At 49.7% G+C, this 22,794-nt stretch carries 28 protein-coding genes and 1 other RNA gene; 6 read left to right on the top strand and 23 right to left on the bottom strand.

The genetic code is table 11. From position 1 onward, the window contains the following. Nucleotides 1–156: 156 nt before the first annotated feature. From HGBM_RS30890 to HGBM_RS24785, 16 genes are all read right to left on the bottom strand, one after another. The gene (locus HGBM_RS30890) at nt 157–411 is read right to left on the bottom strand and encodes a hypothetical protein (protein ID WP_019123789.1); all 255 of its coding nucleotides are present in this window, start codon (nt 409–411) and stop codon (nt 157–159) included. A gap of 164 nt (nt 412–575) precedes the next feature. Beyond that, nucleotides 576–1,106, bottom strand: a complete 531-nt coding sequence (locus HGBM_RS24855; RefSeq protein ID WP_019123788.1) for a Holliday junction resolvase RecU — start codon at nt 1,104–1,106, stop codon at nt 576–578. A 14-nt stretch (nt 1,107–1,120) separates the two neighbouring features. Further along, nucleotides 1,121–2,155 (bottom strand): DnaD domain protein, encoded by a 1,035-nt coding sequence (locus HGBM_RS24850; protein ID WP_019123787.1) that lies wholly within the window; start codon nt 2,153–2,155, stop codon nt 1,121–1,123. Further along, nucleotides 2,139–2,330: a hypothetical protein gene (locus HGBM_RS24845; RefSeq protein ID WP_019123786.1), complete on the bottom strand. Its 192-nt coding sequence runs from the start codon at nt 2,328–2,330 to the stop codon at nt 2,139–2,141. Before HGBM_RS24845 ends, HGBM_RS24850 begins: the two co-directional genes overlap by 17 nt. A 3-nt stretch (nt 2,331–2,333) precedes the next feature. Then, nucleotides 2,334–3,041 (bottom strand): MBL fold metallo-hydrolase, encoded by a 708-nt coding sequence (locus HGBM_RS24840; RefSeq protein WP_019123785.1) that lies wholly within the window; start codon nt 3,039–3,041, stop codon nt 2,334–2,336. Further along, entirely contained in the window at nt 3,041–3,922 is an 882-nt protein-coding gene (locus HGBM_RS28525; RefSeq protein WP_019123784.1) for a recombinase RecT, read from the bottom strand. Before HGBM_RS28525 ends, HGBM_RS24840 begins: the two co-directional genes overlap by 1 nt. Continuing rightward, nucleotides 3,923–5,908: an AAA family ATPase gene (locus HGBM_RS24830; protein WP_019123783.1), complete on the bottom strand. Its 1,986-nt coding sequence runs from the start codon at nt 5,906–5,908 to the stop codon at nt 3,923–3,925. Nucleotides 5,909–6,234: 326 nt separating this feature from the next. Beyond that, nucleotides 6,235–6,301, bottom strand: an RNA gene (locus HGBM_RS29940) — hammerhead ribozyme type II. Between the two features lie 2 nt (nt 6,302–6,303). Further along, nucleotides 6,304–6,543, bottom strand: a complete 240-nt coding sequence (locus HGBM_RS24825) for a hypothetical protein (RefSeq protein ID WP_019123782.1) — start codon at nt 6,541–6,543, stop codon at nt 6,304–6,306. 55 nt (nt 6,544–6,598) lie between these two features. After that, entirely contained in the window at nt 6,599–6,769 is a 171-nt protein-coding gene (locus HGBM_RS30590) for a hypothetical protein (protein WP_019123781.1), read from the bottom strand. Next, on the bottom strand, nt 6,766–6,984 hold the full coding sequence (locus tag HGBM_RS24815; protein WP_019123780.1) for a hypothetical protein: 219 nt from the start codon (nt 6,982–6,984) through the stop codon (nt 6,766–6,768). Before HGBM_RS24815 ends, HGBM_RS30590 begins: the two co-directional genes overlap by 4 nt. 14 nt (nt 6,985–6,998) lie before the next feature. Beyond that, nucleotides 6,999–7,601, bottom strand: a complete 603-nt coding sequence (locus HGBM_RS28520; protein WP_019123779.1) for a helix-turn-helix domain-containing protein — start codon at nt 7,599–7,601, stop codon at nt 6,999–7,001. Between the two features lie 82 nt (nt 7,602–7,683). Then, nucleotides 7,684–7,857, bottom strand: a complete 174-nt coding sequence (locus HGBM_RS30585; protein ID WP_019123778.1) for a hypothetical protein — start codon at nt 7,855–7,857, stop codon at nt 7,684–7,686. Nucleotides 7,858–7,876: 19 nt separating this feature from the next. Continuing rightward, a complete protein-coding gene (locus HGBM_RS24800; protein WP_019123777.1) occupies nt 7,877–8,635 on the bottom strand; it encodes a phage antirepressor Ant in 759 nt (252 codons plus the stop codon). Between the two features lie 18 nt (nt 8,636–8,653). Next, nucleotides 8,654–8,791 carry a hypothetical protein gene (locus tag HGBM_RS30580; RefSeq protein ID WP_019123776.1) on the bottom strand — a complete coding sequence of 46 codons (138 nt, stop codon included), beginning with the start codon at nt 8,789–8,791 and terminating at the stop codon, nt 8,654–8,656. Nucleotides 8,792–8,948: 157 nt separating this feature from the next. Continuing rightward, nucleotides 8,949–9,170, bottom strand: a complete 222-nt coding sequence (locus HGBM_RS24785; RefSeq protein WP_019123774.1) for a helix-turn-helix transcriptional regulator — start codon at nt 9,168–9,170, stop codon at nt 8,949–8,951. Between the two features lie 147 nt (nt 9,171–9,317). On the opposite strand from HGBM_RS24785, the gene HGBM_RS24780 reads away from it, so the two are divergent. The 4 genes from HGBM_RS24780 (at nt 9,318) to HGBM_RS28515 (ending at nt 13,332) form a co-directional block, all read left to right on the top strand. Further along, nucleotides 9,318–9,674: a helix-turn-helix domain-containing protein gene (locus tag HGBM_RS24780; RefSeq protein ID WP_019123773.1), complete on the top strand. Its 357-nt coding sequence runs from the start codon at nt 9,318–9,320 to the stop codon at nt 9,672–9,674. 71 nt (nt 9,675–9,745) lie between these two features. Beyond that, nucleotides 9,746–11,314, top strand: a complete 1,569-nt coding sequence (locus HGBM_RS24775; RefSeq protein WP_019123772.1) for a restriction endonuclease — start codon at nt 9,746–9,748, stop codon at nt 11,312–11,314. 75 nt (nt 11,315–11,389) lie between these two features. Further along, nucleotides 11,390–11,875, top strand: coding sequence for an ImmA/IrrE family metallo-endopeptidase (locus HGBM_RS24770; RefSeq protein ID WP_019123771.1), 486 nt, complete (start codon nt 11,390–11,392; stop codon nt 11,873–11,875). Then, a complete protein-coding gene (locus tag HGBM_RS28515; protein WP_019123770.1) occupies nt 11,875–13,332 on the top strand; it encodes a recombinase family protein in 1,458 nt (485 codons plus the stop codon). Before HGBM_RS24770 ends, HGBM_RS28515 begins: the two co-directional genes overlap by 1 nt. Nucleotides 13,333–13,362: 30 nt before the next feature. On the opposite strand, the gene HGBM_RS24760 is transcribed toward HGBM_RS28515, so the two are convergent. The 7 genes from HGBM_RS24760 to HGBM_RS24730 all read right to left on the bottom strand — a co-directional run bounded on the left by HGBM_RS24760 (nt 13,363) and on the right by HGBM_RS24730 (nt 21,296). Beyond that, complete coding sequence (locus HGBM_RS24760) at nt 13,363–13,956, bottom strand: sulfite oxidase-like oxidoreductase (protein WP_019123769.1); 594 nt, start codon at nt 13,954–13,956, stop codon at nt 13,363–13,365. A 163-nt stretch (nt 13,957–14,119) separates the two neighbouring features. Beyond that, nucleotides 14,120–15,913, bottom strand: a complete 1,794-nt coding sequence (locus HGBM_RS24755; RefSeq protein WP_019123768.1) for a methyl-accepting chemotaxis protein — start codon at nt 15,911–15,913, stop codon at nt 14,120–14,122. Nucleotides 15,914–16,594: 681 nt separating this feature from the next. Next, nucleotides 16,595–18,040 carry a sensor histidine kinase gene (locus HGBM_RS24750; RefSeq protein WP_019123767.1) on the bottom strand — a complete coding sequence of 482 codons (1,446 nt, stop codon included), beginning with the start codon at nt 18,038–18,040 and terminating at the stop codon, nt 16,595–16,597. After that, a complete protein-coding gene (locus HGBM_RS24745) occupies nt 18,040–18,735 on the bottom strand; it encodes a response regulator transcription factor (protein ID WP_019123766.1) in 696 nt (231 codons plus the stop codon). Before HGBM_RS24745 ends, HGBM_RS24750 begins: the two co-directional genes overlap by 1 nt. A gap of 199 nt (nt 18,736–18,934) precedes the next feature. After that, nucleotides 18,935–19,375 carry a CoA-binding protein gene (locus tag HGBM_RS24740; RefSeq protein WP_019123765.1) on the bottom strand — a complete coding sequence of 147 codons (441 nt, stop codon included), beginning with the start codon at nt 19,373–19,375 and terminating at the stop codon, nt 18,935–18,937. Nucleotides 19,376–19,405: 30 nt separating this feature from the next. Continuing rightward, entirely contained in the window at nt 19,406–20,884 is a 1,479-nt protein-coding gene (locus tag HGBM_RS24735) for a leucyl aminopeptidase (protein ID WP_019123764.1), read from the bottom strand. 25 nt (nt 20,885–20,909) lie between these two features. After that, nucleotides 20,910–21,296: a DUF309 domain-containing protein gene (locus tag HGBM_RS24730; protein WP_019123763.1), complete on the bottom strand. Its 387-nt coding sequence runs from the start codon at nt 21,294–21,296 to the stop codon at nt 20,910–20,912. Nucleotides 21,297–21,486: 190 nt separating this feature from the next. Here HGBM_RS24730 and HGBM_RS24725 point away from each other — a divergent pair, with 190 nt between their 5' ends. Both HGBM_RS24725 and HGBM_RS24720 read left to right on the top strand, forming a co-directional pair. After that, nucleotides 21,487–21,966, top strand: coding sequence for a divergent PAP2 family protein (locus HGBM_RS24725; protein WP_019123762.1), 480 nt, complete (start codon nt 21,487–21,489; stop codon nt 21,964–21,966). A gap of 22 nt (nt 21,967–21,988) precedes the next feature. Next, complete coding sequence (locus HGBM_RS24720) at nt 21,989–22,777, top strand: cobalamin-binding protein (RefSeq protein WP_019123761.1); 789 nt, start codon at nt 21,989–21,991, stop codon at nt 22,775–22,777. Nucleotides 22,778–22,794: the final 17 nt, after the last annotated feature.

Below are 22,794 nucleotides of genomic sequence, written 5' to 3'. Positions count from 1 at the left end.
ATGTCCATAAGCTTTTCGGTGGAGTGGGAGAGCGCTATCCTCAGTAGCTGCTCTCCTTGTTCTCGTTTTGATTGGAACCGTTCATCTCTTTCCAGTCCTCCAGGATGCATTTCCTTTGCCACTTCTGCCAATCTTCACGAGTCCATTCTTTTGTGCTCATCTTCCGTCCTCCCGTTCTCTTTCGAATCGTTCTCTTGCAATCTCGTCCAGTTTCTCAAGCGCAGCTTGTCTCCGATTCTTTCCTATCCCCGGAATCCGTTTCATCGCTTCATCAGCAATGTTTTTTAGTTCGTTGCAGACCTCGGCCCAGATCATCATCCGTTGTTGGCTACGGCCCACAATCAGTCCATGTTTGTAGCCTTCTTTCCGCCCTTCTTCTCTTGCTCGGTCAAGCTTTTTCTGTAGGCTCATTCCCTCACCTACTCTTCACTTTTTTCCGTTCCAAGTATGTGCGCCTCCAACCTTCCAACTATTTACTTTGGGGTTGATAGTCGTATGCCGGATGTGTTCGCTAATTTCACGTCGCAGGATGCAACCGCTTCTCCATGGATGATCCGGCCTGGGTTTCACTACAGTCATGCAGCTCCCTCCCCAATTAATCGATCGATGTGTAGCAGATAGTCCACCACTGCCCGTTTGGTTTGCTCTACCAAGTACCCATATATTTCAAAGTCGTCGATGGGAATGCTTTTTCTACCACCATTCTGGGCATTTACCATCGCCAACCGGATAAAAGACAGCGGCACGAAGTAGGTCGCCTTATATGCGGTAAACTCGATTAAGAAGAAGCAGATGGCGCCATTTCGCTCAGCCTTTTCTAAATGCTCCATCTGATGCTGACTGATGTTAGCTAGATCAAATCGTGTTTTTTCCCGGGTACTTTTCGCCTCGAAATATATTGCTCTGCCGCGGTAGACCCCGTCGTAATCAACTGTAGATTTTTCCTCAAAGTAACCAGCGAGGACACGACTACCTTTCGTTTTGGTCGCCTTGATGGGCGTCGGCCGTTTGTGTATCAGTGCTATGCCAGCCTTTTCGTATTGCCCGTTCGTGTAGTTGAGTAGCTGCTCGAAAGCTTGGCCGCGGTTGGCTTGGCTAGATTTCATGCCGTTCACTCCTCTCAGTTCCCAGCTTCCCGAAGCTGTTTGTACAATGCGGCCAGTTCAGGGTCATCCATGACCGTGCGTTTCTGTCGCGATTCTGCCGGGTTACCTACTGCTGCTTTCTCACGCTCCAGCTGACGCTGTACAGACGCTGGAAGCTTGTCCTCTCTGATAGGGACGACCTTTCGAAATTGTTTCTGTTCTTTTTGTTGCTGGAATTCATGCTCAGCCAGCTCAGCCTGTTCTGCTGTCCTTACCCCTTTTACAAAGAGCCGCTCTATCGTCCCTTTTGCGTAGTCCCAGGCCTTGCCTTTTTCTGCAGCTTGACGCATTGCCCAAGCTAAAGCATCATGTTGCATACCATCGTCAAGGTAACTGTGCAATAAGTCTTGAATGAATGGGCTTGGATCAAAAGCGAAATAATGCTTATATAGGTCACGAACACTTTTGAAAGTTTGCAATGGTCTACCACCAACCACCACCACATCACTTTTGGAGGAGGGTATAGGTGGTGGTATTAATTCTGTTTCTGTATCTGTATCTGAGTCTGTATCTGTATATATGGCGTGAATTGGTGTGTCTTCGCGTGACTCCGGCGTGACATTGTCGTGACTGTCACTGTTTGCGCTTGAAACAGTTGATATTTCAGGATTCTGAGGTGCCGTTTCTTTTTTCATCTCTGCCTCTTTTGCACGCTGCTTGCGTTTTCTTTCGCGTGTTTTCTCTGGCGTATCTGATGGTTTTTCGTACTGTCGACCCAAAAAGTTAACCAGTGTCACGCCGCCGTCCGCGTGACGTTCCATCATTTTGAGCGTGACACACAAATCGATAAATCCCTTTGCCTGCTCCCACTCTTTTGACGGCAACCCAGCGGCTTGAGCTAAATCCTCGTCCGTGTACTCAATTCCTTCTGCAATGAAAAGCTTGCCACGTTCGGATGACTGCGAAGCCTCACACATTGCTGCAATCCAGAGCCATTTTTGGACAGTTGTAAACCTGCGAATCTTGGGGTCTTTTAGAATCTCTGGATACAACCTAAACCACGGCATCATCTTGCTGCTCCCTCCCCCGCCTTTCAGCTAAAACTCTGTAATTGTTGATCTTGAGCGGTTTCCAGCCAGGAAAATTGTGGTCCATGTAGGCAGCCGCAAACCTTTTCAGTGTTTCTGGATTTCCTAGCGTTCTGTACAACTCCGGCAGCGGAAACCATTGACTGTGTTCTTCCATGCTCTACCTCTCTGCAATCAGAACTTGTTTCCCAGTGAGTTCTTGTATCTCTCGCTTAAACATCGCCTCATCGCTGTTGCTGTCCGATAAATGGAGTAGCCAAATCTCCTGAACCTTCGACAGATCATTTGACTGTAGGAAGCCCTTTACGTTCTCCAGGCTAAAATGTGATTTCAGCAGCCGCTTTTTCATGACTGCCGGGACGCGGCCGGCAGCAATGTTTTCATCAAGTATTCGCAAGCTGTAATTGCACTCCACCATAATGTGTGTGAGCCCTGGGAACCGATAGCGAATGTAATATGTGTCGGTGGCAAACACCAGTTTCTCTCCCACCCTGTTCGCCAGTAGGAACCCCAGCGGCTCTGTCACGTCGTGCTGCACGTCAAACGGTAGGATCGTCCATGTTCCAATCTGAAACTGCTGTTTTGCCTTGATCGGTTTAGTACGATGGCCGGAAAGCCCCAGGGCATCCAATGTGCCCTGAGAGGCATACAGATCGATACCGCCCTTCATCACGTCAGCGGCTGCCTTTCCGTGATCACCGTGTTCATGGCTGATGAGACACCCTGCGATGGCCGAAGTTCGGAAGTTGAGCGCCTGCTGCAAATCCCTGAACCGTACGCCCGCCTCCAGCAGCAGGGGGGTATGACCGTCCGTCACATAGTAGGCATTACCTGCGCTGCTAGAGGCCAATGGTGTTATCTCGATCATTAGAACCCTGGCTCCGTTGCAGATGACTCGTCATCGAAGAGAATTTCTTGCTGTGCTTCTGCAGTTGCCTGAGTAGGCGTTTTCTGATTATCAACGACCTCATACTCCACATCAATCGTTTCACTATTGGCGTTCTCTGCGATCTCGGCCTCGACTTCAGCTTCGGCAATAACATCGTCTTGGCGATTAAAGTGTCGCATCACAAGGCTACTGTCGTCTGAACTGTTAAGATAGGACTTGCAGGTTCGGTTGATCACGGTTTTCTTTGCCATTTCCTGTGGAAACTCTTGATGGGTGCTTCCATCCCTGTCCGGGTTTTGCTTGGACTTCTTCCAGGCCTGTCGGATCTCATCCATGGTCATGATGTCCGTGTATTCTCGCTCATCATCAAAGATGATCGTGCAGTAGGCCGCTACGATTTTACCGCCGTTTATGCTGGCTATTGTCTGCTTGTGTTTTGTGATCTTCTTACGTCCGCGGTTGATTTCAAACTCGAACTCGTCACCCTCGTAAACTACTTCGGCAAAAATGTCTTTGGCGCCGGTTACACGCTTGGTGACAGCCATGGTCCCGAAGTAACTCCGTTGAAAAACCAACTGCTTTCCGTATGCGATGAAATACCCTTGCTTCTTCGCCGGATTCAGTCCTTGTACGACCATATCCAGAAGAGAATTGGCGATGCTGTCCTTTGTGCAGACTTGCAAGACAGGTCTTTTTTCTCTGTCCAGGGTGTTTTGAAGAATCAGCCATGCGCTCTTCATTGCGTTTTCTGGGCTGTAGTTGGCTGGGAAGTGGATTTCCCCGCGTTCCTGGAACTCACGCACCTTCGCAGCGACGACGTCAACAGTATCCTTTTTGACAAGGGCCAATTGATTATTCAACTACACCGCCTCCTTCATGCCTTGTTGCGGTATTTCAACCCGCAACTGCTTGTCCTTCTCGCTGACGATCAGGCGGATCTGCTGGCCGATCGTCTCTATCATTCGTGTAACAGCCTCAGCGTTGTCGATAAAGATCGGTGCGGTAATGCCGTAGTGTTCGGACAGTGTATTGATAATGTCCAGGCCGACATTGATCCGTGCAGCATTATTCAGGCCACCAGAGTATGGCACTCCGTTGTACGTAGTCTCGCACACTTCTGTCAAGCCGCCGTTGATCTGCTGCTCGAAGAGTTTGAATCGGGCGAACCGGAACCGGTTGTTAATCTTCTCTTCCAGCAGATTGACCTTCGTCCGGATAAACTCTTCTGTTAGGAAAAGTTCTTGCTCCAACCGCTCAAACTCAGTAGCCAGTTCCTTTTCCCGCGCCGCAAGTTCAGCGATCCGCTGTTCGGCAGCCCTCACTTGAGCAAACTTCGCTTTTTCCTGCTCAAGTGCCTCAGCTTGTGCTTTCAAGCCTGCGATTTCTTCACGAACCCATGCTGCGGCTTCCTGAACAGATGCGCGGAGCTGGTTGATCTCCTGCTGCACACCAGCAGCCTCCTGCTTCTTAGCAATGTATTGTGGATCGCTGTCCACATCTTTGATGCCAACCTGCAGCGAGTTTAACTCGGCTTCGGCGGTTAGAATTTCGTTCCCTTTCGCTGCCAATTGTTGTTCCAAAGACTCGATCTCTCGTGCCAGTTCAGAATTCTCTTGCTCCAACCGTTTGGCTTCCGCCGCCGCGACTTTCCCTTTTGCCGAGATCATTTCTAAACGCTCTGCTTTTCGTCGGTTGAAATCAGTCAGGGCCTTCTGGTGAGCAGCTTCAATTTGTTCCTCTGGTAGCAGCTGCCCGCACGTTGGGCAGTTTTCCTCATGGTGGTGCTCTAGTGCTTCGTTGTTTACTTCGTGCCACTGCTGACGGAGTCGGTTTGCGTCATCCTGAACTGTACAGATACGCTGATTGTTCCGGTCGATTGACCAGCGTTTGTCGCTAATTTGCCGCTGCAGGTCGCTGTACTGTCCTTTCAATTGCGATACTTCCTGCCGCTTGGTTGCCGCCTTCTCAAGGGAACCAGCTTGCAGGTTGTTTTTTAACTCAAGCAGTTCGCTCTCAATTTCACGTAACCGTTTTTCCTTGACCGCAATTTCTCCACCGGATTGGATACGGGATAATTCGCTCTCCTTGGACTCAATGCGGAGTTTTAACCTATCGATCTGCCAGAACAATTCTTCTTCGTCCAATCCGTTTGTGTCTGGCATTGAGCGCTGGACCTCATCGATCCGTACTGGAATTTTTTCCAGCTCATCATTAATTTTTTTTCGGCGCTCCGCGATCATCGCCTTATGCTTTTCGATGCTACGTCCCTCTAGGATTTCTGGCAGTTTTACTAAAGCCTTGTTGCTAGCAATAACATCCCCGTCCGAGATGTCGCCACAGACCTCAAGCAGAATCTGTCTGCGTCTATTTTTGTCCAAATGTTCGTTGAAAAAGGTAGGTGACGTCAGTAACTTAAAGATCCCTTCATCTACGATAGCTGCCACTTCGTCTTTGTACTCTTTTTGCTTAACGGGAACGCTATCGACATAATAATCTGTTGTGTGCCCAGAAAACTCAGGGGTTGCAGAGCCGCGCTTTTTTGTCCATTTTTCCCTGAACACTTTGCGAAGAGTAACCTTCCGCCCGCTCACTAGAAGATTGCCTTCAACTTCGTGTTCAAGATTGTGTAGCTCATTCCCATTCGCGTCTAAAGTCTTAATTTCAAAGTCACTACGGTTCTGGCTGTCCTTGTCGAAAAGGAGCCAGGTGAACGCATCAAACAGGGTGGTCTTGCCGACGGCATTGTCTCCATATACTTCTGTACTCTCACCGTTTGCTTCCAGTGTAAAATCGCGAATTCCTTTGAAGTTTCGCAGCGTTAGTTTAAGCAAACTAATTTGTCGCATGTATATCCCTCCCCTTGATTTTTAGAGGTGAAAACGCTACGCTGGAGATAGCGAATCTTGCATAGCGTTTCACCAAGACTCCGTTGGCGCGGAGTCTTTTTCATTGATTCCATCCGCAGACCGGGCATTCTAACACCTGGACTACAAACTCATACCGACCTAAATCAAGATCACACTTGACCAAATCCAGCTTTTCGTTGCATTCCGGGCATTTGCATTCAACCTCCATCCGATCACCTTCCTTTCCTGAGTCGCGAGGCCGCCGGCAGCCCAACCTCTCTGCCAGCCGTGCGTCTCCCAGAACGCTCCCGATGACCTCGCTATGTATCGACCTGTCTCATCAGTGCCGGACGGTCATTCCCGGCAGACCAGGGGTATTCCCTGGTTTCGACTTATCAGGCGCTTGCACGTTCATGTTTTAACGCCTCCTGGAGCGCTGCAATCTCCCTGGTACGCAATTCAATTTCGTACAACAGATCGCGTTTGTGTACATACAACTCTTCGCGAAACCGTTTGAGTTTTACATACTGCACATCTACCGCACGCCATTCGTCGTCTGCGTCCCTGTATGCTTGCTCCAGGTTAGCGAGTTCTCGTTCCAATTCGACTATCTGTACTGAGATAGGCTTTTCCATTCTGCCTTGCCCCCTTGGTTTAAGTATGGTAATCTTTGATTAACGATTATTTGATTTAGGCCGTCTGTTCGCCGCAGGCGGTCGTTTCTTTTTGTCTGAGTTCTTCGGCAAGCCGACGAGTGATCTGCTTGTAAACCTCATGTGCTACTAAGTCACCGGCCGTTTTCGCATTTACCATCATCTGCTGATAAAAGTGCAGCTGCATGCGGAGTGTCTGTTCACTCACACCGTTACCTCCCTTCCTCTTCCAAGTAGAACCTTCATCCACGCCTCTTCCCGACGCCGCTTGATTTCCAGCACCTTCTCAGCAGTAATCATCTTTTTGCGAGCATCTAATGCCATTCCCAGTTGCTCGCTTCGCTTTGCGGTATCGAGAAGAGCATCGACAATATGGATCAATTGCTCTTCATCAAGCCCATCCAAGCACTCCTTGGTTCGCACTCGATTGTCCCTCCTTATCGTGCAACCAACACTTTATCAAGTTGATCAATTTTCGGCATCGCAACCTGTTCTGCCAATGCCTCCACATTCCACATGGAACATATTTCCTGCAAATCCGTTCTATTCTGGCGTTCTGCTGCGTAGAAAAACGTTCGTACGGCTGGGATCAGATCTGCAATTTGTTTTTCGTTGAACTTTGTCAAAGGATCAACGGTATAGCCACCACGCCGAATCGCAAGAGCAACTTCCGGTTCATCGTCAACAAACTGTTCTACAGCTTCTAGTGCTTGTCTCAGTTGCCGCCGCAAATTATGTAGTGCCTCCGATACACTTTGGTTTAGCTGCGGGTCAACTGGTACAAGTTCCAGAGGGTCCAAGCCGTACAGGTATGTAACAAGGTCACACCCTTCAAACCAACCCGTCTTTTTGCTCCATTCTGCTGCAAGTTGTACGCTCGGTTCGCTCAAACCACATTCGATCAAGGACACTTGCTTCTGGGTAATCCCAAGGGCTGCCCCTAAATCCGATTGTGTTCGCAAACTATGGTCGTAACTATTTATGCGAAAGTGTTTTAAGTACAGGCCAAGCTGCTGTCTAAGATATGCTTTGTTCGCCATATGTTCTCTCTCCTTTCAGTTTTCAAAGTGCATTACAATCAAATTGTGCTCATCTTCCGTCCCCTCGGCTCATCACCGGGGGTCATTCTTGTTCCAGATCATCTTGCAAAATCTCGATGATCTCGCGAATGTCGATGATCTTGCAGTGCAGTTCGACAGACTTGATATGCTTGACCTTGTTCATCTGTTTGAGCGCTGCCATGAGCAAGGTTTCTGCTGCTGTCAGATCGCGAATTGCGGTTTGAATATGATCCATGTGATTCACCTCCTCTTTGTTAAGAACTCATTGCCAGGTCTTTAAGAAGTAACCGGAATGTTTCTTTGCCTTTTGGCGTGACCAGCGTTTGTGTTCCGGCCTTTCCATTACGTTCCCATTCCTTGACTTTGAACAGGTCTGGAACGTACCTGGCATACGGGCAAAGCTTACCTTTCTGGTCGCGGTAGATGTATTTGTTTTCAAGCAGCCAGTTGATGAGAAACGATTCCTTGACTTCCAACTCTTTGGCTGTATCTCTGAAACTTGTCAGTAGGTTCCGGTCTACCAAGGCATCAAAGTAGTCAGCTTTCGGTTGCAAGACGGCAATCTTTTCATTTTGCTGGCGTACCGTTTCGAGTGTTGCTTTGAAAAGCATTTTTGTTGTCTCATCCGCGTACGGCAGGTAGGTTTGGATGAACAAATCTTCGTTGGCTACATAGCCCCCGGTCTTGCGGATCGTTGGGAGAACTGTATCGAATATCCAAGACTCGAAACGCTCTGCTTTTGCTTTGACTACCTTGCTCTTGCTCTGATCGGCAGCTTTGACGACGAGCCTGTAAATATCACCTTCTGGGATTATGTTGGTCTCCTGAACCCCGCCCTGTGAAGGTATCCCCAACTTACGGATACCTTTGCAGTGGTCAATGACAGCTTGACTTGGCTTTGCGTATTCAAGTGCCCTGGCAACATCAACACCAACTGCATATGGCTTTCCGTCTAACTCGACTATCCTGACCTGTCCGAATTCCTGATGGTCGAATAATTTGATTTGATTCACTCTTTCAACTCCTTTCGTTTAGATCTGCACCAGCAGGAAAGTGTACCGGCTGCCGCTCTTCTCGATGTCGTACAGGGTCCAGCCATCCTGCAGCAGCTTATCTGCTTCCGTATCGCTGGTTGTGACGCGCAACCGCTTGATGTCGGTGAAGTCCATTATTAGGCTCCTTTCTTGCTATCAACCTTCGGGAATGGGTATTTCCCTTTCTTTTGTAGATCAATGAGTATCGCGGGAAGTACCTCGCAGACCAGTTTTTTCGTGGCTTCTTGACTCGGTACGATGCGTTCTGTTTTGGGCAATCAGATCACTCCTCTCAGGCGGGTTTTGTTCGCGTTTCGTGACCTTCTTCAGTAAAAAAAAGCTCATCTACAGTCACGCCGAAGTATCGAGACAGTTTCAATTGCAAGTCTTTTCGAGGGAAACGGTGTCCAGCTTCGATCATTGCATAAGTGCTAACAGGGATCCCTATCTCATCCGCAACTTGCTTTTGTGAACGCTCCCCGCGAAGCGAGACCATCTTTTCATTCTTCTTCAACGATTACACCTCCGTTCGCGTTTCGTGATCGTTTACAATTCTAATTATACTCACAAATCGTGACCAGTCAATAGAAAAAATCTCTTTTTGTGACCATTATTTTTCAATCACGTTTCGTGATGTATGATAAAAGAAGAGGTGATCTTCTTGAGTACTTTTGGTGAGCGTTTATCAAAGCTCAGAACTGAAAAAAAGTTATCACAGGCTGAACTTGCTAGCCGTCTAAACATCGCCAAAAGCACTCTGGCTATGTACGAAACTAATAAAAGGGAGCCAAGTTTTGAAACGGTTGAGCGAATCGCCGACTTCTTTGACGTAAAAGTGGATTACCTTCTCGGCCGGACCAACGATCCCACTCCTCCGGACGAGAAAAAAGAACCTGGCGAATTCGAAAGTATCTTCTTCTACGAGTTGGACAAACTCGGTGAAGAAGACAAACAGAAAGCGTTGGAACATATACGTTTCCTGCGCTATCTGGCAGAACAAGAGAATAAGAAAAAATGACATCAGGATACGCAGCATTGTTAAATGTTGCGTGTTTTTGCTTTTAGAAAAACAAAAGGTGGTTGGTAGTTTTGGGAAAATTTTACTACGAAGAAACTATTTATAATGAGTATTTAGGAAAGGTAAAAACGATTAAAGCTGAAACTCTTTGGGAACTCGACTTAAAAGTCAGCAACCAAATAGCAATTTGGGACAAGCAAGAAAAACGTTTAAAAGAAAAAGAGCGAGTTGAAGATTTAAAAAGTGAAGCTGAGTACGAAACTGAAATGGCGCGCGAAATGATCCAAGCATACACTAATATTCTCCAAGATACCTTGAATAGAGATGATAAACTTGATTGGAATTCTCAAATGAAAAATGATACATTTCCAGAATTTGAGTTTGAAGATCCGCCATCTATAGAAGAAATAAAGAGCAACCATCCTTTTACCGAACCGTCGCTATTCGAAAAAATTTTTTTAAGGAAAAGAGTGGAGAAGCGAAGAAAGGAACATGAAGAAAAAATCACCGAATTATTCCAACAACTCAATAATGAATATCAACAGAAACGAGATTATGCACTCAATAAATTCAATGAGGAAAAGGAAAAGTTTCACGAAAAACAAGAAAAGCATAATACTGAAATAATGAATTGGAAGTATGCTTTTGAAAACGGAGAAACAGAAGCAATCGAGAAATATATTAAAACTGTTCTTGCATCCTCCACCTACCCGTCGGACTTTGAGATAAAATACGACATACAATACTTGAATGGAATACAGACAATAATTGTTAACTATCATCTACCATCCCCTGATCAAGTACCAAATATCACTGAATACAAATATGTTGTTTCAAAAAAAGAAATTGTGCCAAAGAAGATGAAGGCGAAGGAATTTGAACAGTTTTACAACTCTATAGTTTTCCAAACGACACTAAGAACTATTCATGAAATATTTGAATCCGATTATACAAGAGCAATTCAAGTTGTTGTATTTAACGGATGGGTAAATTACATTGATGAATCAAATGGTCTTGAAGTCACATCATGCATAATAACAGTTCAAACAACCCGCGAAGAGTTTGAACGAATTAATCTATCTTTAATAAACCCGCAAAAGTGCATTCAATCGTTAAAAGGGCTTTATGCAGGTAGTCTTATCAATCTCGGGCCTGTAAAACCAATTATGAATATAAATACGGACGACTCGCGTTTTGTAGAAAGTAAAGATGTCTTATCTGAATTAAACTCTTACGAAAACCTTGCGACAATGCCTTGGGAAGAATTTGAACACCTAGTAAGAGGGCTTTTTGCAAAAATGTTCAGTGAGGATGGTGCAGAGGTTAATGTCACGCGGGCAAGTCGCGACGGCGGAGTTGATGCAATAGCTTTTGATCCGGATCCAATTAAAGGCGGAAAATTTGTTATTCAAGCTAAACGATACAACAATGTCGTTCCTGTTTCTGCTGTTCGCGACTTGTTTGGCACAATGATTCACGAAGGTGCTACAAAAGGCATTTTAGTCACTACCAGCTCGTTTGGAAAAGATGCTTACGAGTTTGTTAAAGATAAGCCCATTACATTGATTGATGGACAGAATTTATTATTTCTGTTCAACAAATATGGATACTCAAATGTGAAAATCATGCTATCAAAATAAAAAATTTTGAATCCCAAATGGGATTTTTCTTTTCTCCACAAAAACCGAACAAATATTCCCGCCCGAGGTGACGCTATGTTGACAGTATATCGTCCAACTCCGCTTGAAACATGGGTAATCGACTTTTACGGCAGGTTAGGTATCGTTGAACCAGAAGATTTGGATGAGGCGGAAATCGCCAGAGTTTTGCACATCTATCTTTTCTACAAGGAAGTGCCTTCACAAGCATACGAAAACGGACGCTTCAAAAGCATCACCATCGACAAAAGATTGCCGGTAGCCAAACAACGTGAGCGCTTTTATCATGAGTTGTGCCATATCCTTCGCCATTCCGGCCGACAATTCATGATGCCGGAAGCGTTTCGAGAACTCCAGGAGCGTGATGCTCGAAACTTTACCAGATATGCAGCACTTCCGCTACATATGCTAAAATGTTTTGACTTCCGCGAACCGTATATAATCGACCTTTTATCTGAACGGTTTAAGGTAACGCCGGAACTATGCGAAGAACGAATGCGGAAGATACAAAACAATATCTTGTCCGAAAGGAGAATGGCCTGATGAAAGTAGCTCTCTATATTCGCGTAAGTACGGATGAACAAGCCAAAGAAGGCCATTCCATCGGAGCTCAGCAGGATCGTCTGATGGACTATGTGAGATCACAGGCCTGGGAAGTGGCAGAAGTCTATATAGATGACGGATACAGCGCAAAAGACTTAGATAGGCCGGCGATCCAAAGGCTGTTAAAAGACTGCGAAAGCAAAAAGTTTGACGTTGTTCTCGTATATCGTTTGGACAGGCTTGTTCGCAGCGTCTTGGATCTGTATGAGGTCATGAATCACCTCGATAAACATGGCGTCATGTTTAAGTCTGCCACGGAGGTTTATGACACTACATCAGCTATGGGGCGGTTTTTTATCACCCTGGTTGCTGCAATCGCACAGTGGGAACGGGAAAATCTGGGCGAAAGAGTAAAAATGGGGATGGAAAAGAACTTTCGGAAGGGTGGCTGGAACGGCGGCGAACCACCCTATGGTTATCGACTTGAAGAGGGGAAACTGGTTGTATATGAACCTGAGGCACAAATCGTCAAACGGATCTTTGATATGTACAAAACACAAGGACAACGCGAGATTACGCGAAGGTTAAACAAAGAAGGGTTGCGAACGCGCACCGGTTCATTTTGGCACGGCTACACGGTCAGATATATCTTGGAAAACCCGGTTTATTACGGAAAGATGCGGTGGAATTACCGACACTTCGGAGGCGAAAAGACTGGCGAGGAAATCCTCATTGACGGGGATCATGAGCCGATTATCAGCGAAGAAGACTTTATGACTGCTGCCACGCTGACGAAAAAACGATACATCAACCGCGAGAAAACACACGTCTGCTTCCCGTTTACAGGCGTATTGCGATGCGCTAGATGCGGACATACACTCTATGGCGGGGAACGCAAACAGAAGCGCCAGAACTATCGCTATTATCGCTGTGGAGGACGATTCCAACGTGGCATTTGTGATATGCCCATCATAGCGGAAGATACCATAGAAACGCTGGTGTTGGGACACATTGATCTACTGGTGAATACGGAATGGTATAAAGAAGTTGCAGTCACAAAAGAGGACATCAAGTATACGCCAGATTACGAGGTCTTGGAACGGGAATTAAAGGTCATCCAACGCCGCAAGCAAAAATGGCAAATGGCTTTTGCTAATGATGCGATCTCCTTGGACGATCTCAGAGTACGGATGAAAGAAGAAAATGAGAAGGAAGAAGAAATCAAGAGACAGATGAGTCATCTTCCAGACAAGGGCAAAGACACATCACTTTCTCCCCAAGAGGTAATAACAGTTGCGAGAAACATCAAAGACAATTGGGCACATTTTGAGCCGGAACATAGGAAACTGATCATCTGCACATTGTTTTCCGAGATCACCATAGATGCAATCGGCGAAGCGGTTGGCGGCCCCGGCAGACGAGTAGCCTGCAAAATCATTTCTGCAAAAACGAATTAAGGGGCGAAAACGCCCCTTTTCTGATGGTAATTAATCCCAAGCGAATCTTTGAGACTTCCATGGGTCCCCATACATATGGTACCCGTTCTTCTCCCAAAAACCGGGCTTATCCTGCTCCAAAAACTCAATCCCGCGCACCCATTTTGCGCTCTTCCAGAAGTAGAGATGCGGGATGACAAAGCGAAGCGGATAGCCGTGGTCGGGTGTCAGCGGTTCGCCGTTGTGCTTATAGGCGAACAGGTTGCCGGGGGTGAGGAAGTCCGCAAGCGGCATGTTGGCCGTCCATCCCTGCTCGGCGTGGAGCAAGACGTACTTGGCTTCCGGCTTCACCTTGGCCAGCTTGGCGATCTCCTCTGCTGGGATCCCCTCCCACTCGTTGTCCAGCTTGCTCCAGCCGGTCACGCAGTGGATGTCATTCCGGACAGAAGTAGAGGGCAATTTCATCAATTCTTCATAAGACAAGGTCACTTCGTTCTCGACCAAGCCAAAGATCCGAAACGTCCAATCGGTTAGATCCTCGTATACGGGAACGTCTCCATAGTGGAGGACCGGAAAGCCGGTTGTCACTTTTTGGTTGGGCGGTACCCGCTTTTCCAGCTCAGCGGTAGACTTATTTACAAACATGTTCAGGTCTCCTTTCGCATGATGTTTGGTACGCCGCTCTGATCAGATTCATCAGTCTACCCCTTTCTTATCATATCCAGCTGCAGGGCGCAAGCAGCAAACCGCCAAAAAAACAAACCCTTGCCAAGGCAAGGGCTGTTTTGCCATACTCTTGCAGTCACCTTTACACGGTAAATTGCTGCAGTTCCTTCTCCACTTTTTCCGCTCCCTGCCGCAGTTGTTCCGCAGCCTCCTCGAGAACGGCAAACGACTGGCGCTGTTCGTACGTGGAGGCCGCCACCTCTTGGGCACCGGCAGCCGTCTGCTCGCTCACACTGGCGACCGTGCACATATTGCTGCGCATCTCTTCCTGCTTCTGATCGATATCTTGGACGGACAGGGTGAGCCGCTTGGCAGACTCTTGAATCTCATTGATGAATTGGGCGATCTCCCTAAACTGCCTGCTCACCCGATCAAAGGAAGCGGTCTGTTCGTTGATCACGCCCTGCATCCCATTCATCGCACCGACTGAGTGGCTGATGTTTTCGCTGATATCCCCGAGCAATGCGGAGATTTCCTCCGTGGAGTGCCTTGACTGTTCAGCCAGCTTGCGCACTTCGTCTGCTACGACGGCAAATCCCCGCCCGTGCTCGCCGGCCCGGGCAGCCTCGATGGCGGCGTTGAGCGCCAGCAGGTTGGTCTGATTGGCGATATCGTTGATCAGCTGGATGATTTCGTGGACTCGCAGCGACTTTTCCTGCAGTTCTTTTATCTCCGCAACGACATTGCCCACCGATTGATCGCTTTGGGCGACGGATTGTTCCAGCTCCTGAATTTGCGTCAAACCGTTTTGGCTGGCCTCGTACGTGCGAACGCTGATGCCTTCCATCTGCTCGGCATCACGCTTCATCTCGGCAAGCAGGCGGGAGACATCCTCGACCAGCCGCAAGCTTCCGTCGATTTCCTGTGCCTGCGTGGTAGAGCCGGAGGCGATCTCCGTGATGGCCCGCGCGCTTTCGTCAAGCTGCTGGCTGCTCGTCTGCGTATAGGCTGCGACCTGATCGGAGTTTTTCCGCACCTGTTCCACATTGTCGCGGAACTGCCTCAGCAGTTGTCTGACAGATGTCACCATGTGATTGAAACTGTTGGACACGTCGGTCATCTCATCGCGGCCGGTCACCTGCAATTCTACCAGGTAATCCCCGGAGGCTACACGTTCCAGTCCATTTCGCAGATGCAAGATCCGCCTGGTCAGGCTTCTCGAGAAGAAGTAGGCGAGGGCCAGTCCCGCGATGATGGCGACGGCGGCAATGATCATCGTGTTCTTGGCAATCCCCAGTCTGGCGATGTGCGACATGGCCCGCAGATTGACATCAAATCCGAGTACCCCGATGAACTTTCCGTTTTCATCAACCACGCTCCGGTACAGCGAAATCCGGTTGGAACGGGTATTGGCATCATATTCGGTCTCCGACCAGGAGATCGCACCCTCATCCTGTTTGGCCTGGTGATACCACGATTCTTTTCTCGGGTTTAAAAAGACGAAATTGTCGTTTGCATTGATCGGGCCGGGGTAAAACGCCCCCTCGTCTGTCGCCAGGAAGATGCGAAGCAGATAAGGATTTTCGCTCACAACCTTTGTAAATGCAGTATTCAGGTACTGCGTGATCTCCGGTTTGTTGGCCGCGGGCAGGTTGGGGAATTGCACCGAGACTGCTCCTGCATTGATTTTGCCGAGCTGAACGTCGTCCGAGGCGGCTATGCCGTTCAGCAATTCCTCCAAGGCGGCGAACTGCTTGGCGATCCCCGGAGAGCTCTCGGTTAACCCTTCCTTTGTCCCCACTAAAACCGAAGTCTCCATGATTTCCGTCTGCATATAACTAATGATTCCAAGCGAGACTACCGGAACGACAATCAATGCAGTAAACATCAGCAGCAGTTTCCCGCGTATTCCGAACAGCTGAAACCTTTTACCCATGCTACATTCCTGCTCTCTCAAAAATTTTGAATGAATTGGTAATGATGATATTCTTTTCCCGCACGCTCGGGCTGGTAAACTACCTTTTTCACTGATTCGCAGAGGAAATCCGCCACTGGCGTGCCCGCATCGAGCACATAAAAAAACGGGCCAGCTTTACGCTGCCCGTAGAACAGGAGGGAGTATGAACTTTCGAACAGAAGCCAGCCGTGCCATCTCTCCAGCTTCGTCGGAGTCGGAGGTTACATTCGTTATTGACCTGCCGAGTCGGATGCCCCTGGGGCTTCCGGTGCGGTTTTGCTTGAACTATTAGTGGATTGGTCGGCCGATCCGGAGGTCCCGGATGTGGACTGATCCGGCGCCGTCGAACTGTCAGTGGATTGACTGCTGTCCTGCCCCGTAACGGGTTGATCCGCCTGGGTTCCAGTATTACCTTGTTCGGTTTGGGTAGCGGGTTCCGGCGAGTCCGTAGTGGAGGAACAAGCTACCAAACTTCCCGATAACAACAATGCTGCAGCGCTGAGGAAAAGCCATTTTTTCTTCATGGAAAACTCCCCTTTCGTTTTACTCAGCATCGTGACCTGTTCTCTGTCACACTCTCAGGATAACTGCGGAACGTAACCATTCTGTGAGTAAAATCGAAAAAAACCATGAATGAAATATGATCAAAGTGTGTCCTTCTCAGCCCTGCGCTTGTGCACCCTCCACAGCAGGCAGCCGGACCGTAAAGACACTTCCTTTGCCCACTTCGCTCTCCACAGTGATGGTGCCGTTGTGCAGCTCGACCAGCTCCTTGACAATCGCCAGGCCAAGCCCTGTGCCCTTGTTCTTCTTGGATCGGCCGCGGTCCACCTTAAAGAACCGCTCCCAGATGCGCTTCAAGTCGCTCTCGGCAATCCCGATTCCGGTATCTGCGACGGACAGCTTGACCCACTCGCCCTCCGCCTTGGCAGCAAGCGTCACTGTTCCGTTATCCGTAAATTTTATTGCATTTTTTACCAAATTTTTAAGAATTTGCTCTACCCTGTCCTTGTCCGCATACACCTTCGGCAGGTGCTCTGCGACTTCCATCTCGATCGCTGTTCCCTTTTCAGCTGCCTCGGGGCGGAAGGTAAACGTCACTTTCTCGATAAGCTCGGCCAGATTAACAGGGTATTTGGCCAGGGTGATTTCATTGTTCTCCAGCTTCATCAGGTCCATCACGTCGTCGACGAGCCGGTTTACCTGCATGGTTTCCGAATACAGCACCGCATAGTACTTCTGCCGCGCTTCCTCATTTTCGACCAACCCGTCCTGCAGGGCTTCCAAAAACCCTTGCATCGCGGTCAGCGGAGTCCGCAGCTCGTGCGAGACATTGGCCAGGAAATCATTGCGGACCTGTTCCAGATGCCGCCGCTCCTGTTCAACCTTCTCCAGCTTTTCCGCCAGGGTGTTGATCGTCACGGCCAAATCGCTGATTTCGTCTGCCGTATCCACGACGACCCGCTCTGCGTAGTTGCCTCTGCCAATCTCGGCCGCCGTCCGTTCAATTTTTTGCAGCGGCCGGGAGATGGACCACGACAGATAGGATACCATCGCTGTCGATAGAATAATCCCGAAGAGGGTGGCCCACAGGATCGTCTCCCGCATATGGGCAAATGTACGCTCGATCCCTTCAATCGGTGCGTGCAGGATAATTCCGCCGTAGATGTGATCCCCTTCTCCCCAGGGCACGGAAACGGAGAGCATCGGGTCTTTCATTCCCTCAATCTGCAGTTCCGTCACCGCTTCTTTCCCGCTCAGGACCTGGCTGGCGATCGATACCGCCACAGACTTCCCCGTCAATACCTCATCCTTCATCGAAGTCGCCACTATTTTTCCATCCTGATTGAACAGCCAGATCCGCGTATCGAATGACTCATCGAGAAAAACCAATGTACCCTGCAACTTCTCGTTTACTTCGCCGCTTCCCTTGATCGCCGCGTTCACTTTTTTCGCCATCCGCAGCAGTTCTTCTTGCTTTTCGCCGTAGATGTACTCCTTGGCGAAAAAGGACATGAGGATGCCGGAAAGCCCCAGACCGACGAGCACCGTAATCAAGAAGCTGAACAGCAAGCGGCGAAAAATACTCTTGGACATACCGAGCATTAGTCATCCACCCCAAATTTGTAGCCGATGCCCCAGACGGTGTGAATGCAATCATAGGGCAGGCTGCTCAAATGCTGTCTGACCTTCTTGACGTGCACGTCGATCGTTCGGACATCGCCAAAATAGTCGTAACCCCATATCTGTTCCAACAATTGCTCGCGGGAAAACACAGTTCCCGGCGATTTTGCCATATGGACGAGCAAGTCAAATTCTTTCGGGCGAAAATTTACCTTTTCCCCCGAGACCACTACTTCCCGCTTGTCGATATCGATCAAGAGCTGGTCAAAGGAAAGCATGCTGACCGCATTCTCTTCCGCCTTTTCCCTTGGCTGCATCCGGCGCAGGATCGCCCTCACCCTCGCCACCAGTTCGCGCGGGCTAAACGGTTTTGTTACGTAGTCGTCTGCCCCCAGCTCCAGACCGAGCACCCGGTCGAACTCTTCCTCCTTGGCCGTCAGCATGATGATTGGCGTTTCCCATTTTTTGCGAATCTCCCGGCAAGCCTCAAAGCCGTCCATCTGCGGCATCATCACATCGAGGATAATCACATCCGGAGCTTCCGCCTCGATCAGCTCCAGCGCTGCCTTGCCGTCCTGCGCGACGACCAAATCGATCTGGTGTTTGGAGAAGTACAGTCGTATGATTTCACACACATTGGGATCGTCATCAGCTACTAACACCTTGGTTGGGTTCACAGTCAACAACCTCCTTCCTCTCAGGCAATCTCCCTCTTTCATCCCAGCAGTAAAATGTATTTTATCTATTAGTCCAACGCATTGCATGTAAAGTCGTGAGTACGCGTCTCATTGATTTTTTACTGTCAATTTTAACATACTATTGAGGCAGATGGCGTTCCTAAAAAAACTGCCGCCCGCAGGCAGCAGTTCCGTTCTTTCACTTTCCTTTTTTGGGGACGAGCAGGGCGTGATCCACCTTGATGCAGCGGTCCATCACCACTTCAATTCCGTGTTCGCTGGCCAGGGCACAAGCCGCTTCATTGACGACCCCCTCCTGCATCCACAGCACCTTTGGCCTCGGATTCATCTGTACGGCATCCTCTGCCACAGGCATGACCACCTCGCTGCGCCGGAAGACATCGACGATATCCACCGGCTCTGTGATCTCCAAAAGGGACGCACGCACTTTCTCTCCCAGGACAGTTTGTCCGGCGATGACGGGATTGACCGGAATGATCCGATATCCGGCGTTCTGCAGGGCTTGGGCGATCATGTAGCTGGTTCGCTCCGAATTGTCGGAACAGCCTACGACCGCGATTACTTTTGCCTGCTCCAGCATTTCGCGGCGTCTTTGGTTATCGGGGTTTTCAAACGGCATAAAGATTCCTCCTCATGATTTGCTTCGGTTTCATACAAATTGAGCTACCGTTCTGGCCATCGAACCGGTGGCGCCGGCCGGAGCCAAGTCGGTTGCGGTTGTCAGATACGCTGTGCCGGCATTGTCCAGGTGGACCCACGGGGTGTCTTCCGCAAATTTTTGCAGAAAGACCGCACCGATGATCGCGTGTCCATAGCGTCCGCCGGAGTTTTTCAAATCCGCCACCCGGCTTTTGTTCAATTCGTGGTATTCCTCAAAGGTCGGCAGCTGCCACAGGCGCTCACCCGCCCGTTCGGCGCTGGCCAGCACTTCCTCAACCAACTGCTGGTCGTTGCCCATCGCACCGGAGCAGACGGTTCCCAGCGCCACGACAACGCCGCCAGTGAGCGTGGCGCAGTCGATCAGGCAGCTGACTCCCTCCTGACGGGCATACGTGATGCAGTCAGCCAGCACGAGCCGCCCCTCGGCATCAGTGGTGATGATCTCCACGGTCTTGCCGCTCATGGTGGTAATCACATCTCCCGGCTTGTACGCGGTTCCGGACGGCATGTTTTCGACGCATCCCACCACCAGCATGACGTTGACCTTCGGCTGCAGCCGGCCGATCGCCTCCAGGGCCCCGATCATCGCCGCGGCACCGCCCATGTCCGACTTCATCTCTTCCATGCCGGCGACCGGTTTGATGGAAATGCCGCCCGTGTCGAACGTTACTCCCTTGCCGACCAAACCGATCACGTCGTCCCAGGTCTCCCGTCCCTGGTACTTGACGGTCACGACGTAAGCCGGTTCCGCACTGCCCTGGGCGACGGCGAGCACCCCGCCCATCCCCAGCACTTTCAATTTTGCCAGATCCATCACTTCATAGGGCATGCCGTACCGCTCAGCCAATTCGACGATCGCATCCTTCAGCGTTCCCGGCGTAAGGTAGTTCCCCGGCATGTTGGTCAAATCGCGGGCCAGGTTCGTCCCTGCCGACAGCGCCTCTCCTTTGCGAACTCCCTGTGCAGCTTGCGGCAGTGATTCCGGTTCGACAAGCAGGCAAACTTTATGTATCGGCGGGTTTGATTGCGGCTGCTGCCGGTAGCCGTGGTAGCGGTAGCTTGCCAGACAGAACGCTTCCGTGATGGCGTGGGCAAGCCGCTCTGCCGGAACCGCTCCCCTGTCCTCCACGTAGACGGCCACGGTCTTCCCTTCGCCCCTGTCGCAAACCGCTTTGACCGCACGGGCTGCCGCCTCCCTGATGCTGGCAAAGGCAAGCGATTCCGACTCGCCCAGCCCGACAAAAACCAGCCTTTTCGCAGCGATTTTCCCAAACGTATGGACGACTGTCACCCGTTTGCGCTCCCCGGAAAGCTCCCCTTGTGCGAGCAGTTGGCCCAGGCCGCCGTCCAAGCTTTGATCAAGTGCCGCCAATTCACCCGTCATCGTCTGATCCGCGTAGATTCCGATTACGAAATCGTCACACTCCAGCGCATCCAAGCCCGACTGTTTTGCGATAACTTCAACCACATTCTGACGCTCCCTTCGCTTTGGCTTATTCGTCTGTTTGCTCCTCCAGGCGGAGCAGCCGATACGGAAATGGAATGCTTTTTGCTTCCTGATATGGTATTCTGTCAACCGGGGGCAAAACGGCAAGACATTCCCCCAGATAGCCAAGCACCTGCTCAACGTCGAGATCCCAATAGCGCGGGCTGTACCGCGAGAGGTACTTCGCAGCATTGGCAAACATGAAACGGGCTCCCTTTATGTTGCCACATTCAAAATGATAAATCCCGACGGCCAGCTGCAGCAGGCCTTGTAAAAATTTATTGCTCTTATCCTCCATCCAAATTTCCTCCAAGAGGTCGTGGCATTCGTAATATTCGCCTTGATTAAACTTGGAAAAGAATTGATAATATTGGTCCGGATAAGATTTTTTCATACGCCTGTTTCTTCCCTTTCGTCCCATTACATATTATCATAAAATACAGGAGCGACAGCCGATTCTCGGCAGCCCGGGCAGCCGGATCGAAGCTCATCTGAACATTTGCGAACGTAACGGATGATTCCTTGGCTCTTCTGTTACAATATAGACATTCATGCCTTGCTTTAGAAAGGAACGATTGCTTCACATGGCCAGCATTTTTGATAATTTTCCCTTATGGGCTTCGCTTGTTGCCATTGCCATTGCTCAATTTGTAAAAATTCCTCTGCAATTCATCGCTACAAAAACCTGGCAGTGGCCGCTTCTCTTCAGCACCGGCGGCATGCCCAGTTCCCACTCCTCGGCAGTGACTGCACTTTCTACCGCCGTAGGATTAAGAGAGGGTTTTTCCAGCAACATCTTCGCCATTTCCGCTGTCCTTGGAATTATCGTGATGTTTGATGCAGCAGGTGTTCGCCGCCACGCTGGCATGCAGGCGGTCGTGTTGAACAGACTGGTTGACGAATTTAACCATTTATTGGAAGGTATGCGGTCATTCAAGGTAAAACCGAAGCACGAAAAAGCCAAGAAGCTCAAGGAATTGCTCGGGCACCAGCCGATCGAGGTGTTTATAGGCGCCTGGCTGGGCATCCTGGTGGCTCTTCTGATGTATCCATTATATCAGTAATGCGCAAAAGGGGGATTCATTTGTGCGAATCGTCTCCATATGCCCAAGCAATACAGAAATTCTGTACTATCTGGGTCTGGGGGAGCAGGTTGTCGGTTTGGACGACCACTCTGACTGGCCTGCCGAGTGGCAGCATCTGCCGCGCGTCGGTCCCGACCTGTCGATTGACATGGACAAGGTGGAGGAACTCCGTCCTGATATGATCATCGCCTCGCTCAGCGTGCCGGGAATGGAAAAAAACGTGGAGCAGTTGGTCCGGCGAAAGATTCCGCACATTGTATTGAACCCGTCAGGCATAGCCGATATCCCCGACAACATCCGGCTCGTCGGGCAGGTTGCAGGCGTCGAAGCGAAGGCCGAACGGCTGGCCAGTCAATTTTCCGAACAAATTGCAGCCATTCGCGAGGTCACGGCAGATGCCGCGAGCCGGCCCAAACTGTTTTGGGAGTGGTGGCCCAATCCCCTGTACACGCCGGGAAGGGACAATTGGCTGACCGACGTCAGTGAAGTCGCCGGAGCAGATAATATTTTTGCCGATTTTGCCACGGATAATGTCAAAGCCACGCGCGAAATGGTGCGCGAACGCAACCCCGACCACATCTGCGTCGTCTGGTGCGGGATCGAATTGAAGCGAATCAAGCCATCGATGATCACCGATCGACCGGAATGGAAAGAAGTAGCGGCGATCGTGCATGGGCGGGTTCACCTGCTGGAAGAAGGGCTGTACTGTCGGCCGTCCCCGCGGCTGCTGGAAGGGCTGCGGAATTTGATCAGGCTGATCCATCCCGAATTGTCCGCCAAGCTCGTTTGAATTTGCGTCAAAAAATT

It is taken from the genome of Brevibacillus massiliensis (genome assembly GCF_000311785.1).
Taxonomy (GTDB): domain Bacteria; phylum Bacillota; class Bacilli; order Brevibacillales; family Brevibacillaceae; genus Brevibacillus_C; species Brevibacillus_C massiliensis.
This window is presented reverse-complemented; position numbering and strand designations above follow the sequence as displayed.

Bases quoted from the DNA above. Each gene is read 5' to 3' on its own strand.
- HGBM_RS30890 (WP_019123789.1), bottom strand. From the start codon at position 411: ATGAGCCTACAGAAAAAGCTTGACCGAGCAAGAGAAGAAGGGCGGAAA.
- HGBM_RS24855 (WP_019123788.1), bottom strand. From the start codon at position 1,106: ATGAAATCTAGCCAAGCCAACCGCGGCCAAGCTTTCGAGCAGCTACTC.
- HGBM_RS24850 (WP_019123787.1), bottom strand. From the start codon at position 2,155: ATGATGCCGTGGTTTAGGTTGTATCCAGAGATTCTAAAAGACCCCAAG.
- HGBM_RS24845 (WP_019123786.1), bottom strand. From the start codon at position 2,330: ATGGAAGAACACAGTCAATGGTTTCCGCTGCCGGAGTTGTACAGAACG.
- HGBM_RS24840 (WP_019123785.1), bottom strand. From the start codon at position 3,041: ATGATCGAGATAACACCATTGGCCTCTAGCAGCGCAGGTAATGCCTAC.
- HGBM_RS24830 (WP_019123783.1), bottom strand. From the start codon at position 5,908: ATGCGACAAATTAGTTTGCTTAAACTAACGCTGCGAAACTTCAAAGGA.
- HGBM_RS24825 (WP_019123782.1), bottom strand. From the start codon at position 6,543: ATGGAAAAGCCTATCTCAGTACAGATAGTCGAATTGGAACGAGAACTC.
- HGBM_RS28520 (WP_019123779.1), bottom strand. From the start codon at position 7,601: ATGGCGAACAAAGCATATCTTAGACAGCAGCTTGGCCTGTACTTAAAA.
- HGBM_RS30585 (WP_019123778.1), bottom strand. From the start codon at position 7,857: ATGGATCATATTCAAACCGCAATTCGCGATCTGACAGCAGCAGAAACC.
- HGBM_RS30580 (WP_019123776.1), bottom strand. From the start codon at position 8,791: ATGGACTTCACCGACATCAAGCGGTTGCGCGTCACAACCAGCGATACG.
- HGBM_RS24770 (WP_019123771.1), top strand. From the start codon at position 11,390: ATGTTGACAGTATATCGTCCAACTCCGCTTGAAACATGGGTAATCGAC.
- HGBM_RS28515 (WP_019123770.1), top strand. From the start codon at position 11,875: ATGAAAGTAGCTCTCTATATTCGCGTAAGTACGGATGAACAAGCCAAA.
- HGBM_RS24760 (WP_019123769.1), bottom strand. From the start codon at position 13,956: ATGTTTGTAAATAAGTCTACCGCTGAGCTGGAAAAGCGGGTACCGCCC.
- HGBM_RS24755 (WP_019123768.1), bottom strand. From the start codon at position 15,913: ATGGGTAAAAGGTTTCAGCTGTTCGGAATACGCGGGAAACTGCTGCTG.
- HGBM_RS24750 (WP_019123767.1), bottom strand. From the start codon at position 18,040: ATGCTCGGTATGTCCAAGAGTATTTTTCGCCGCTTGCTGTTCAGCTTC.
- HGBM_RS24740 (WP_019123765.1), bottom strand. From the start codon at position 19,375: ATGCCGTTTGAAAACCCCGATAACCAAAGACGCCGCGAAATGCTGGAG.
- HGBM_RS24730 (WP_019123763.1), bottom strand. From the start codon at position 21,296: ATGAAAAAATCTTATCCGGACCAATATTATCAATTCTTTTCCAAGTTT.
- HGBM_RS24725 (WP_019123762.1), top strand. From the start codon at position 21,487: ATGGCCAGCATTTTTGATAATTTTCCCTTATGGGCTTCGCTTGTTGCC.